Here is a 14,476-nt window from a genome sequence, read left to right on the forward strand (position 1 = left end):
GTAAAAATAATAGAAATAATGGGAGAATTAAATAGTCATCAAATTGCCCGGATTATCTTAAAGATGAGATATGAAACCGCCACGGAAGAGGAAAAGCGGGTTCTTGAGGCTTGGATGAAAGCCGGGGATGGGCGGCAGGCAATTTATGACAGAATTGTTTCTGACGAAAGCTTGAGAGAGTATCGGGATTTGAAAGCAGAATTTGAAGGGGTGACGGATTACGGAAAATTGCAGTCTGATATATTGGGAACCTTGGCGAAACGGAACAGGCAGAGAAAACTTCAACGAATCTCCTTGTGGGGAGGAAGCGTGGCTGCCGTTTTGTTGGTGGCGTGTCTGTTCGTGTATAAGTATGTCGGAGAGTCGCATCCGGAAAGGATGGAAGAGATGCGGGTGGCTAAAATCGAATCAGAGCCGATCGTGCAGGATAAGGTGATATTAGTGTTAGGCGATGGGAAAAGAGTTGGAATGCAGGGACTGCACAGGGATAGTTTGAGGTTGAAGTCTGCGGTGGTTGTCGGGGCAGAGGCGAAATTGGTTTACGATACGAATACGGGGCAAGGAGCGGGGGACGTTTCCCCAGAGCCGGAAATCAATAAAGTGATTACTTCCACGGGAGGGTTTTATTCGTTGATATTGAGTGACGGGACTCGGATTTGGTTGAATTCCGAGAGCGAGTTGGAATACCCGGTATTTTTCGGGAAAGGGGAACGACGGGTGAAGCTGGTCGGGGAGGCTTTTTTCGAAGTAACGCCGGATGCGGCACGTCCTTTTATTGTCGAGGCGAACGAGATCCGGACGAGGGTACTGGGAACGTCATTCAATATAAAGGCGTACAAGGATGAATCGGATATTTATGCCACGCTTTTTACCGGAAAGGTCGCCGTGGAACCTTTAGCAGATACGACCCGAAAAGTCATCTTGCAACCTGGGAAACAGGCCGGCTGGGATGTGCAAGCTCGTAAGTTAAGTGTACGGGAGGTTAATCTGGATCGTGTTATGGCTTGGAAAGAGGGGATGTTCATGTTTAACAAAGAGAATATCGAGGTCGTTACTCGCCAGATCGAGCGCTGGTATGGCGTGAAATTTATATACCAGGTCAAAGACCGGAATCAATACACGTTTAACGGGTATTTCAGTAAGGACGAGACGTTGGAATCCATATTAGATGCCTTCACTTATACCGGAGGGCCGAAGTTTAGAAAAGAGGGAGATACCGTTTACGTGACGGACCCACTATAAAAACAAAATGGAGCAACTTTGGCAGGCGGCTCCACTTTGACGACCTTGTGCGAGACAAGGCCCATGTTAAATTTAATAACACAAATTTATGACAAAAAGAACGAAACCGAAAGTCTTTTTGGGACTTTTATGCGTTTGCAAAAGAATGTTTAGTATTTTTTTACTTTTCTTGGCAACGCTGTTACTATCTTCTGCCTCTGTTTTTAGCCAGCAGAAGAATCAGAAAATTATCTCCATTGATTTCAAGGAGTACAGTCTGACGCGTGCTTTACATGAGATCAACCGCTTGAGTGGGGACTTAGTCAATTTCCGGGAGGAAGTTGTCATAAAAGAGTCGAAAAAGATTACCTTGAAACTGGATGACATCACGGTTTTCGAGGCGGTGAAGGCCTGTTTGGAAGGCACAGGGCTAACTTGTTCCCAGCAAGGGAATGGTAAGATTCTCGTGGGGCCGAAACAGGAAACGACAATGTTGACTGTTAGCGGTCGGGTTGTTGATGAGAAAGGGAATCCTATTCCCGGTGCCACGGTACTCATACAGGGAACCACTCAAGGGGTTGCCACGGATGCAGATGGGCGTTACACGATTACCGCTAGGCCGGAGGATGCGTTGAGATTCTCGTTTATCGGTTATAAGCCGGAAGTTGTCCCGATCAAGGGGAAAACGAGGTTGAACGTTCACTTGAATCCCACGGCCGAGAATATCGAGGAAGTGACAGTAGTGGCGTTCGGTGAACAGAAAAAAGAGAGTGTCGTGTCGGCTATCACGACCGTGGACGCTAGAAGTTTAAAGTCTTCCAGTAGTGATTTGACCAGCCAGTTTACCGGGAAAATTGCCGGTATGATCGGTTGGCAGACGGGAGGTATTCCCGGTGCGTTGACGGAAGAAGAGATGAACACGAAATTTTATATCCGGGGTATAACCTCTTTCCAGACCTCGGCCAACGTTGACCCGCTGATCTTGATTGACGGGGTGGAATCATCCAAGTTGGACCTTTCCCGTATGGTTCCGGAGGACATCGAGAGTTTCAGCGTGATGAAAGATGCGTCGGCTACGGCAATGTATGGGGCTCGCGGGGCTAACGGTGTAATTCTGATTACGACCAAGAAAGGACAGGAGGGAAGTGTTTATACCTCGGTTCGTTACGAGATGGTAGTGAGCGCTCCGACCAAGAAAATTGATGTCGTTAATCCCGTGGATTACATGAAGATGTATAACCGGGCCTTGTTGTCTCGTAATCCGTCGGCAACCCCGCAGTATAGTGTGGAACGTATCCAGCGTACGGAATCCGGACTTTATCCTGATTGGGTATATCCTGCCAATGACTGGTATGATATCATGTTTCAGGATTATTCGATCAACCATCGTGCGGGGTTAAATATGCGGGGTGGTTCCCGGTTGGTGCAGTATTATGCATCTGTTAACTATGTTCGGGACGAGGGGATGTTGAAGACCGACCGTTTGAACCAGTTCAAGTGTAACATCGAGAACAACACGTTTTCTTTCCGGGCGAACCTGAATATCGACTTGAGTGCGGGGATTCGCTTGAATATTAATACATCAGCCAATCTGGATAAATATCATGGGCCTTATGCCGACGTGACGGAGGCTTATTACATGGCGTTCAATGCCTCTCCGGTGGATTTTGCTCCTCTTTATCCGGGAGACGAGACGTATGGCTGGCCGCACCTTCGCTTTGGTGCCGTGGATTTGAACACGATTAATCCTTACAAGGATCTTCACCAAGGGTACAAGGACCGCCGCCGTTATTCGGCTGTGGCACGTGCAGAGTATATTCATAATCTTTCTGCCCTGTTGAAAGGATTGGAGTTACGGGCATCCGTGTCCATGAACCAGACGGGATATTATACCAATGCTTACAAGACGGAACCTTATTTGTATTCGTTAGCCGATTATAGTTTTGAAACCGGAAAGCATCGATTACTGGCATTGAATGAACGTAACGCGTCGCGGACGTTGTCGAAAGCGTATGGTAATAGTTCTCAGTCTACGCAAATGAGTTACGAGGTACGGGGGTTGCACGTGGCAGCCTGGGGTGAACACCAAACCAGTTTAACTGCCGTGTTTAACGTGCAGGAGTCGACGTACTCTAATACGGAAACTGTACTGGACGGTATTCCTCACCGGAATATGGGTATGTCCATGCGTGGAACCTACGGGTTTAAGGATAAATATTTTGCCGAGGCGAGTTTCGGTTACAACGGTTCGGAGCGTTTTGCCAAGCACAATCAATGGGGATTTTTCCCGGCGGTTGGTGGTGCATGGATTGCATCCAAGGAACGTTTTATGGCAGACAACGTGGGACGTTGGTTCTCGTTCTTGAAATTCCGTCTCTCTTGGGGTAAGGTCGGAAACGACGGGGTGATTGATTCCCCGCGGTTTGCCCATTTACCCTTGTTGGATAAAGTGAGTATCATGGACCCGGCACCGGGTGGTACCGTTTTACAGCGTCCCGTGGTGAAGTCTTATCCTAACGACAAGATTACTTGGGAAATTGCAGAACAGACGAATTTGGGTATCGAAACGAAATTCTTTGGTGGAATCGTGGAATTGAATGCCGATATTTACCAGGAGGTTCGCCATAATATTATAGATTATCGTTACACGATGCCGGCATCTACCGGGTTGGAGTATTTACAGATCGGAAACGTGGGAGAGGTTCGTTCCCGAGGTATTGATCTTTCGGGTAAAGTGCAACACGCTTTTACTCCGGATTTTTGGACCATTCTAAGTGGTACGTTTACCTATAATAAGGCGGAGTATAGAGATATTGAAGAGGCTGCCAATAAGCCGAAATGGCAAAAGAAGGTCGGACATGAGATTTCACAGCAAATCGGTTACATTGCCGAGGGCGTTTTCCGTGATCAGGCAGAGATTGATAATTCCCCCCGACAAGGTGGGGACGTGATGCCGGGTGATATTCGCTATCGCGACCTGAACGGGGACGGCGTGATTGACGTGAATGATGCCACGTATATCGGTTTCCCGACAACCCCTCGATTGATTTACGGTTTCAGTGCCTTTTTCAATTTGAAGGATTTCGAGTTAAGTTTTGCTTTTCAGGGAGCGGGCAAACGGGCGTTCTTTATGGACCCGATGAAAATCAGTCCGTTTGTGAAAAACCGGGCGATGTTGAAGGCGATTTACGATGATCATTGGAACGAAAATAACATGAAAGAACGTCCTTTCTGGCCGCGTCTTTCCACGCAATCCATTGATGCGCATAATCCTCAGGAAAACTGGAAGAATAATACAGAAATACGGAAGTCTACTTATTTCATGCGGGAGAGTAGTTTCTTACGTTGCACTTCGATCGAAGTGGCGTACAATGTACCGCAGGATTTCCTGAGCAAGATCAAGATGCAGAATGTGAAGTTTTATGCCCGGGTAAACAATCCTTTCCTGATTTCCAGTTTTAAGATCTGGGACGTGGAGTTGGGGGACAGCGGTTTCAACTACCCGATTCAGCGTACTTGGTCAGTCGGTTTGAACATAAGTTTTTAATTTAATATATATCGATGATGAGAAAACATTTATTATATATACTTTGCGGAATGCTTTTGCTGACCGGATGCGACTATCTGAACCGGGTACCGGAGAAGGATATTGAAACGGTGGAATCGCTTTTCGAGCAACGAACGAAAGCCGAATCCTGGTGGAAGGGGCTGTATGGAGAGGTAAATACGGTGCTTACGAGTTTGACGAATAATACCTCCTTTTTGGGGGCCGATGAATTCGTGACTTGTCAGGCATTGTACAATTCAACTACGTTCCGTCTTGACGGGCTGAAGGTGGCGGATGGATTGCAGATGTCACAAAGTCCTTACGGGTCGTTGTGGTACAAGATGTACACGGTTATTCGGAATGCGAATACTTTTTTGGAGAATATCGATAATACTTACAATATTACCGACGAAGACCGGGAATGGTGGAAAGCTGACGTGAAGGCCTTGAAAGCGTTTATTTATTTCGAGTTAGTGCGTCGCTACGGGCCGATTTGTCTCGTACCTCAGAATATGCCGATGGAGCTGGATGTGAGTGCTTATCAATTGCCGCGTCAGCACGTGGATACTTGTTTCAAAGAGATTGTCAGGTTGTTGGATGAGGCGGTGCCGTATATACCGATGCATAATCAGCGGGACCCGGCTTACGGGCACACGATTTGTCTGGAGGCGTTGTATGCTTTAAAAGCTAAGGCATTGCTTTATGCCGCATCCCCTCTTTTTAACGGGAACGCTTTCTATTCCGATTTCAAGAATAAGAACGGGGAGTTACTTTTTAATTCTTCTTACGACCGGAATAAATGGTTGCTGGCTGCGGAGGCTGCGGATAAGGCTGCCGAGATTTGTGCCGTGGGAGACCGGGATTTATACACGGAGGAAACCACGAAAAAGACTAAGTTGTTGAACCAGATGAATGACATCGAAAGTAGTATGTTCTCTCGTTTCGATAATAAAGAGTATTTGTTGGAAATGAAATGGGGAACCTTGCAATTTTATCGGTTTACATTGCCCCGGTTATTGGATGACGAGGTGAATTTTAACGAGAGTTTACTTGGTTGTCTTTCTCCCTCGATGAAAATGGTGGAAATGTATTACACCAGTCACGGGTTACCGATTGATGCCGATAATTCATGGAGCTACGCAAATCGTTATAAATTGGGTTCTGAGAGTAGCGTGACTTACGAGGATGTGATCCCGATGAACACGTCAGTGGTGAATCTTCACCTGCGTCGGGAACCCCGTTTTTACGCGAGTATTGCGGGCGACCGGATGTACTGGCAGCGTGGGACAAACACGGCAACAAGAAATTATAACTTATTGGTGGAGGCTCATAAAGATGAGTCTTGGGGTACACAAGAAGACTTTATCGTGAGCAATAACTGGCAAAATATTAACGGTTATTGGTTGAAAAAGCAGACTTTCGGAAATTTTGCGACCTCGAATTACGTGGCGAATCTGAAAGGACAGGAAACATTCCCTGTTTTACGTTTGGCCGAAGTGTATATGATGCAGGCGGAGGCTTGGAACGAGTATCTGGAGCAGCCGGATAACCGGGTGTATGATCCTCTTGATAAAGTGCGGGAACGGGCTGGTATTCTACCGGTACGGGAGGCCTGGAAAACTTTTTCCAATTTCTCTTCCAAAGTAGATACGAAAGTTGGTATGCGTGAAATTATTCGCCAAGAATACAGTATCGAATTCGCTTTCGAGGGACATCGCTATTGGGATATTCGTCGTTGGACAATTGCTCACCAAGTGATGAACGAGAAACAGTATGGTTGGAATATTCTGGGAACAACATTCCAAACATTCTATAATAACGAGAACGGCCCGATCGTGGTGTGGAGCAAAAATAAGTTCGTGGCACCGCGGGATTATCTGGAACCGTTCAATGCTGAAGAGATCTTGATTTCCGGAATGGTTCAAAACCCCGGATGGTAAATGAAGTTTTGATTTACGATTGTAAATTTTAACCCGTAAAAGATAGAATGATGAAAAATACAATTTTGTTATTATTGTTAATATTCAGCTTTTCGGCTTGTAGTGACGACGATTCAGTTTTCGGCGTGTCAACGGAAGGTTTGGAACTTAAATTTACCCCGGTGGAGGGAGGTGCCATGATGCACTATTCTTTGCCGAATAACAGTGACATTTTTGCCATGAATGTGCGTTATAAGAATTGGCAAGGGTTGGAAATATTGAAAACTTGTGGATATAGCGGTGATTCGCTTTTGCTGGATGGTTTTACGAAAGCGCAGGACGTGAGTGTCCGGATTTCATTCGTTAATCATCGGGATGAGGAATCGGCCTTGTACGAGTATAGTTTTAAAACGCTGGACAGCGCACCGTGGACTTTTTTCGATAATGTAGAGATACATTCTTCTTGGAATGGTTTTCAGGTGATTTACAAGAGTCCCGCTGTTGTAACCGGGATGGCACATATTTTTTACTTGGGAATAGACCCGAAGACGCAGAAACAGGACACGATCCTGATGAGAAGTTTTCCTATTCTTCAAGGAGGTGATACGTTGAATTTTGCCGTGCAGCAAGAGAATGCGAAAAACACGGTGGTGATCCGTACCGAAGATTTCCAGGGTTACCGGGTGAGACAGGAAATTTACCCGGATATTGACGCTTTCCCGACGGAACAATGGACAATGAAAGCAGAAAATTTTAATGATTTTGGGCTTTCCGTGGAGAATGGTATCGCTAAAACTGGCGTGCAGTATTTGTTTGACGGGGAGTTGAAAGGAGAGGTCCGTCTGGTTGCCTCGGCTATCGAGGAAAATAAACCGGAACGTAAAAGTACCACGACGTATGCTACCTATCTGGCAGGTCCCCAGGCTTATGACAAGCCGATAGTTCTGGATTTGAGAGAACAAAAGGTGCCGGCATGGCTGCGTTTGTATTGTTTGTACCCGTTGAGTAATGCATCCAACCCGCTTACGGGACAGGAGTTAGGATATATTTGGTCCGGTTGTTACGAGGATAAGACTCCGTGTAAATTGACCGTGTACGGTAGCAAGACTTCTTCAGACCCGGATTCCGGGGATTGGGTATCTCTAGGGAAATTGGATCAAAAGCGTGATGCCACTACTGCGAGTGACAGGTGGTCATTCCTCACGTCATCGACCACTGTGGCTGCGAAGACCGTGGAAGAGCTAGCCCAAAAAGATCCGATTTACGTGGATGTTGTTTTCCCCACGATTGACGAGACCTATCGCTATTTGAAGATTATTGTGCATGATACTTTTAAGCGGATGAATTCGGAAGTAAACAGTAATCAGCAAAAGTATTTTACCTTGCACGAGCTGGAAGTTTATGTAAAAAAGAATTAAGCGATGAGAATGAGAAGAAATATATTATACTGGTTTGCGGCAGTACTATTATTGACTGCTTGTAACGAGAGTCTGGAGGACACGTATAGCGATTTCGCGGGAGACGGGAAAATCCGTTACGTGGCTAAATGTACGGAAGTTCACGCCACTCCCGGTTGGGAGAGGTTGATGGTGGACTGGATTAATGGAACAGATGCCACGATCGATAAGATAAAAGTAATCTGGTCATGTGAGGAACGCAGGGATTCGGTTATGTTGCCGGGAGCGTCAACTTCTTACGAGTTAACGAATTTAGAGGATGGGACGTATCGGTTTGATGTCTGTGCCGTGGATGCTGCGGGAAATCAGTCTTTGGTTGAAACAACCTACGGGCGTCCCTATACGAGAGAACATGAGATTATGTTGGCATTCACCAGAGGGGTTACGAGATCTTATTTTCTGAAGAATAAGATGATTTTCTTTTCCGACCAGTGGAACGAAAATATTATTGAGTTACAATTGAAATACAAGAATTCTGCCGGAGATACACGATATTACACGTTCGATAAAGAGACCAGTTATAATACGCTTGTCACGATCTCGGATGTGAGTATGAACCCGGCAGACACGGTTTATGTACTTCGGAGAGGAAAGTTGGAGGATTGCCCGGATATTATCGAGTTCGACCCGTACGTGATAAGCCGGAAGAAAAATTATAGTGCTGGGTTCGTGAATGCGATCTACAGACGTTATGGTTATCACACGGATACAAAAGAGGATGAAGTGCGGTTTGAAGAGTTCGTGGAGAATGCGCAGGAGTTGGAGTTTGATTACGATATGGAAACTTTCGAGGATATCCTGTATTGCCCGAATTTGAAAAAGCTCGTATTTCGTAAGAATCGTTATTTGGATGAGAGAAACGTGACGGAGTATGCCAAGAGTAATATATTGGGAGATAAGGAAAAAAGTCGTCAAGTATTGGATAAGGCAAATGAGTCGGATATATTGGGATTAAAGATTGATTATTATGGGCGTGCGAGATATTTTGTGCCTTATTTTGATTCGGAATTACCATACATGACTTATATGGGATATTCCCAGTTACCAACTATGGAAATTATCCCGAAAGAGGCTTTTAAAGAGGATGAGGATGGGAAACGGATTCAATGTGTACCGTCTGATCCTTATGCGGATGCAGATTTGGAGCTTCTGATGGATAATAATTCGGAAAGTGCTTGGATCACGACTCCTTTGGCCAGTATACGTTATTATGAGTTACAGATGGAATTGTTGACGGCCACGGAAATCCGGGGAATAAAGATTGCCCAGCCTTATTACGGCCAATGGGGCGGTAATACCGGGTTGGTGAATTTCATGCCTACCACGATTTCCGTGCAGACATCTGCGGACGGGATTATTTGGAAGGATGTGACTTATTTTGAAAATAACACGTTAGGACGTAGTTCGGGAGAGGTGACATTGTTGCCGATGGTTGAGGGGACCCGACTGGTTCGTTATATCAAGATTTCCCTACGCGATCAGATGGATACGAGTGGTTTTTGTAAAGTTAACTTGGGGGATATAGTTCTCTATAAGTAAAATATTATTTAACGGTTGGCCAGAAAGTCATTTTATTTCAAAAAACTCCTCCGTCACTTCGTGCCACCTCCTCTATAAACAGAGGAGGAGCTGGTGACTCTTCCCGAAGACAGAGAGTATTTTAACTCTCCCTCTGTTTATAGAGGGAGTACCCCGAAGGGGGGAGGGAGTTTGAAAAATGACTTTTGGGACAGCCCCATAAATAGAATCAAGAAGTAATGTTTAGAATGAATCATTTTATAAGACTTTTTCTAAGCGGGGTATTGCTATTGACTTTCTCCGGGGTGTTTGGTCAGGAACAAGAGGATCGCCTCTTGCAACTGATGAAACAGGAATTGAAGTACAACATGGAGGAGTTAAAAAAGCAGGAATCTGCTCCCTATTATATGAATTTACGGGTCATGGACGATTACACGGTGACCGTGACAAGTTCATTTGGCGCCGTGGCGGTATCGAATGAAAATCATTCCCGGATGTTGGTTCCGCAAGTACGTTTGGGTAGTCCGGAACTGGATAATTTTAAATATAACCAGCAAGGTGGGGTAGCCGGAGAAAAGGCCAGGGGAGCCCAAGGCGTGTTCCTGCCATTGGATGATGCGGCTCCGGAGGCAATCCGGGAGGCCATCTGGCGAGAAACGTTAAAACGTTACGAGTTTGCCCGTAATATGTATGACCAAGTGAAAACGAAGACTTCCATGAGCGTGGAGGATGAGGATAAAGCTCCTTGTTTTTCAGAGGCTCCCGTGGAGTATTATTATGAGGCTCCTGTACCTGCGGGGAAACAGAATGTGGATATCCGGGTTTGGGAAAAGCGTATGAATGAGGTGTCTGCCGTGTTCAAAGCGTGTCCGGTTTTGCGTGAAGGAGCGGCTAATTTCAGTTTTCAGGTATTGCGTACCTATTTTGTGAATAGCGAGGGAACCGTGGTGGTACAGAACCGGGTGGCAGCACGGGTGACATTGTCGGCATCGCTGAATGCGGCTGACGGGATGAAATTGCCATTAAATACCAGTTATTTTGCGTACACGCCGGATGAATTGCCGGGTAATGCGCAAATGATTGCTGATGCGGAAGATATAGTTAAACGATTATTGGCATTGCGTGATGCTCCGGTTGCCGACCCATACACGGGACCTTCTATTTTGTCGGGATCTGCCAGTGGGGTATTCTTTCACGAGATATTCGGTCATCGGTTGGAAGGCCATCGTTTGAAAACAGGCGGTCAGACATTTAAAAAGATGGTGGGAGAACAAGTGTTGCCCGTTGAATTTCAAGTATATTGTGACCCATTGCTGGAACATTATGCCGGGACGGATATGTATGGTTATTATCGGTATGATGATGAGGGAGTGAAAGCTCGCCGGGTGGATAACGTGGAGAACGGTGTGTTGAAAGAGTTTTTGATGAGCCGGATTCCTTTGGATGGATTTCCGGTGAGTAACGGTCACGGACGAACGTCCGGAGGGGGAGATCCCGTATCCCGACAGTCGAATCTAGTGATCGAGACAACCCGGCCATACTCTGAAAAGGAGTTGCGGATCATGTTGATTGCGGAGGCCAAGAAACAAGGAAAAGAGTATGGTTACTATTTCCAGACCGTGACAAGCGGTTTCACGTACACGGGTGAAGGTGGAAGTTTGAACTCGTTCAACGTGACCCCGTTGGAAGTATTCCGGGTGTTCGTGGATGGTCGTCCCGATGAGTTAGTGCGAGGGGTAGATATGATCGGAACACCCTTGTCCATGTTTTCCAATATCGTGGCTGCCGGAGATAAACCCAGCGTTTTCACGGGCGTTTGCGGTGCGGAGTCGGGATGGGTACCCGTGACGGCATCTTCTCCGACGATATTCGTGAGTCAGATCGAGACTCAACGTCGGGCACAGGCTCGTGATATTGCCCCAATCCTGCCTTCTCCGCAACCTGAGAATATTGCTGTTGGAGATACGGATAAAATTATTTTTGCTGCCATGCGTTCGGAACTGGATCGTAATCGTGCGGCATTGATTTTGCCGGGAGGTCCGAAACCCTATTATATTTCGTACACGATAGCCCGTTATCGTCATTTTCAGATGATCGGGTCGCTGGGAGGATTGCTACATTCCAGTGTCTCCCCGTGGAGGATGAATGGCGGGACGCAGGTAATGCTTGGTGATTACCAGAATAACAGTAACGTGCAATATCTGGAACAGATTGCCCCGGTGCAATTACCCTCGGAGGTGGACTATGATGTTATTCGTCGCGGGTTATGGGAATCGTCAGACATGATGTACAAGTATTCGCTGGGAATGATGGCCCAAAAGACGAATTATTTGCAACAGAATCCGTTGCCTGCCGATGAGGCCGGGCTAGCTGATATGCAACCGCTACCGGCCGTGACTCATCTGGAGGAACGGGAAATGCCGTTCGTGATTGATTCGGTTGCTTTTGACCAGTTGGTCATGGAGCTTTCGGCTGTGTTTAAGGATTATAAGGATATTTACAATTCAAGCGTGATGCTTAACGGGCTGGAGATGGATATTTACAGGTTGACAACCGAAGGCGTGCAGTTGAAGAAACCCGGTGGGGCAATCTCTCTGGCTGTTAGTGGTAGCGTGCGTTGTGATGATGGTTCGAGTTTGAGTGATTCGTTCTCGCTTTCCTTGCAGAACCCGGCAGAACTTCCTTCCATAGAGCAATTGAAGGAAAGAACGAAAGCTTTTGCTGAAGGGTTGTTGCGTTTGAAGAGTACGCCAGTGGTGACCGAGTATTATAACGGGCCGGTGATGTTCGAGGGGGGAGCAGTGGCCACGATTCTAGCAAATAATTTATTGAATCGGGGCGGTTTGATTGCTACCCGTTCACTCGGGCCGACACGGGGCGGATTGGCTGATCAGTTCGGTCAGCGGATTATTGATAGTCGTTTAACCGTTAAGAATTACACGGCGAAAAAAGAATATAATGGAACGCCATTATATGGTTATTACGAGGTTGACGGGGAGGGGGTTACCCCGGAGGCCGAGATGACGCTGGTGGATAAAGGGGTATTCGGGAAGATGTTGAACGGGCGAATCCCGACAAAAAATGCCTTGGAAACTACCGGTAGTTCCCGGTTTATGATGATTCCCCAAAGCCCGACGGTGGCGACTGGAACCGGAACCATTCACGTACAGGTGGATAAAGGTATCTCTCACGAAAAGATGAAAAAGGCTTTAATCAAGGCGGCAAAAGAGGTCGGACAATCCTGTGCCTATATCGTGAGAGGCATTTCCGGTGCGATGCTGGAAGTGTACCGGGTAGATTTGAAAGACGGGAGGGAGACCCGTGTGCGGGCTACGAGTTTCCGGTTACCGGATTTGACTAAGTTATTGAAGTTAGTGGCTATATCTTCGAAAGAGGAAGTCTTGAATTACTTGCCGAACAATTATCCGGCCTCGATGATTTATCCTGCCGGAGTAATCGTGGACGGTTTGGTGATTGAGAAGGCTACCGTGAAAGCGGAAAAAGAGCCGGTGTTGACACTCCCGCAACAACGGAAATAGGGATAATACATCAATTCATCATATGAGTTTAAGTTTCCCGTCGAGATATTAAAATCGAGACGGGAGACTTTTTAACCTAAAACAAGTGGATATGAGAAAGGTTTTATTTGCTGTTTGCATGTTATTTTGTGGTATCGTTACAAGTGTCGCACAAGATGGCAGTTACAGGCTTGAAGGTCGGTTGGATCCCACGGTCAACGGACAGATGGTGTTGATTGCCGACACGGAGAACGGGTTGATCGAGTTGGGGGATATTACGGTCACGGATGGTCGGTTTGAGTTTTCGGGAAGAATGTCGGAAATGACCGTGGTATACTTGATGACAGGAAAGAAAGATGCGGTATTGGCAACAATTATGTTGGAAAACGCTCCCTACCTGATTACTTCTGTTTCCGGAACTTTGGTAGTGGAAGGAGGCGGAGAGGCCCAGAAGATATGGACAGAGTTCAATGATTTGAATCGTTATCTGTTGGAGAGTCAAGAGTGGTTAGATGCACAAGCGATTGCAAATCCTGCCCGGTTACAAGAGTTCCAGCGAGAATTCCAGACGATTCTGTTGAACGTGGAGGCCGGGGAATTGGCGTTATTGAAAAAGTATAATCATTCGATTGTTGCGGCTTGGATGGTGGCATCCAAAATGGAAGGTGTTGACGAGGCAAAATTGACTGAGCGTTACGAGGTACTGGGAGAGGAGGCGCAGGCCACGTTTTATGGGAAACGGATTGTTGACGAGTTGAATAAGATGCAAAAGATTGCTGTGGGGGCTGTTGCTCCCGATTTCAGTGCGCCATTGGCCGATGGAGGTGTTCTTGCCTTGCATGAGACACGGGCTAAAGTGAAAATAGTCAATTTTTGGGCATCTTGGAGTAAGCCTTGCCGGGATGAGAACGTGAACTTGTTGAGATTATACAAGCGTTACCGTCCTAAGGGATTGGAGATTATCAGTGTTTCGCTGGATGATAACAAGAGTGTCTGGCTGACGGCTATCGGAGAGGATGGCAGCGATTGGAAGAACGTGTCTGATATGCGGGGGCCGAATTCCGTGATCGTTGTAAACTACCGGGTTAAGACACTCCCTTGTACATTTATTCTGGATGATGAAAATCGTATCGTGGCTAAAAACCTTCGGGGCAAAGAGTTGGAAAAGAAAATCGATGAAATGTTGAAAAAGAAAAATAAGTAAAGTAATAGTAGAGCGTGTTGTTTAGATCAGAGTCCCCTCACTTCTCGTTTTGAGGGGACTCGCTTTTTGTGTGGGTGTTAAAATGGTATGTA

7 protein-coding genes are annotated in these 14,476 nt (G+C 46.4%); all 7 read left to right on the forward strand.

Annotated features, from left to right (window positions below; all coding sequences use genetic code 11):
* The first annotated feature begins 18 nt into the window (after window positions 1-18).
* The 7 genes from I2I33_RS13325 (at window position 19) to I2I33_RS13355 (ending at window position 14,384) form a co-directional block, all read left to right on the forward strand.
* On the forward strand, window positions 19-1,242 hold the full coding sequence (locus tag I2I33_RS13325; RefSeq protein WP_162613804.1) for a FecR family protein: 1,224 nt from the start codon (window positions 19-21) through the stop codon (window positions 1,240-1,242).
* A gap of 88 nt (window positions 1,243-1,330) precedes the next feature.
* Window positions 1,331-4,768: a SusC/RagA family TonB-linked outer membrane protein gene (locus tag I2I33_RS13330; RefSeq protein WP_087421424.1), complete on the forward strand. Its 3,438-nt coding sequence runs from the start codon at window positions 1,331-1,333 to the stop codon at window positions 4,766-4,768.
* 17 nt (window positions 4,769-4,785) lie between these two features.
* Window positions 4,786-6,708: a RagB/SusD family nutrient uptake outer membrane protein gene (locus tag I2I33_RS13335; protein ID WP_087421873.1), complete on the forward strand. Its 1,923-nt coding sequence runs from the start codon at window positions 4,786-4,788 to the stop codon at window positions 6,706-6,708.
* 50 nt (window positions 6,709-6,758) lie between these two features.
* Entirely contained in the window at window positions 6,759-8,105 is a 1,347-nt protein-coding gene (locus tag I2I33_RS13340) for a DUF4959 domain-containing protein (RefSeq protein WP_162613805.1), read from the forward strand.
* Between the two features lie 3 nt (window positions 8,106-8,108).
* Window positions 8,109-9,683 (forward strand): DUF4998 domain-containing protein, encoded by a 1,575-nt coding sequence (locus tag I2I33_RS13345; RefSeq protein ID WP_087421426.1) that lies wholly within the window; start codon window positions 8,109-8,111, stop codon window positions 9,681-9,683.
* A gap of 227 nt (window positions 9,684-9,910) precedes the next feature.
* Window positions 9,911-13,201, forward strand: a complete 3,291-nt coding sequence (locus tag I2I33_RS13350) for a metallopeptidase TldD-related protein (protein ID WP_087421427.1) — start codon at window positions 9,911-9,913, stop codon at window positions 13,199-13,201.
* Window positions 13,202-13,292: 91 nt separating this feature from the next.
* Window positions 13,293-14,384 (forward strand): TlpA disulfide reductase family protein, encoded by a 1,092-nt coding sequence (locus I2I33_RS13355; RefSeq protein WP_087421428.1) that lies wholly within the window; start codon window positions 13,293-13,295, stop codon window positions 14,382-14,384.
* The last annotated feature ends 92 nt before the right edge of the window (window positions 14,385-14,476 follow it).

This window comes from Butyricimonas sp. BSD2780061689_150309_C8, assembly GCF_015560935.1.
Taxonomy (GTDB): Bacteria; Bacteroidota; Bacteroidia; order Bacteroidales; family Marinifilaceae; genus Butyricimonas; species Butyricimonas paravirosa.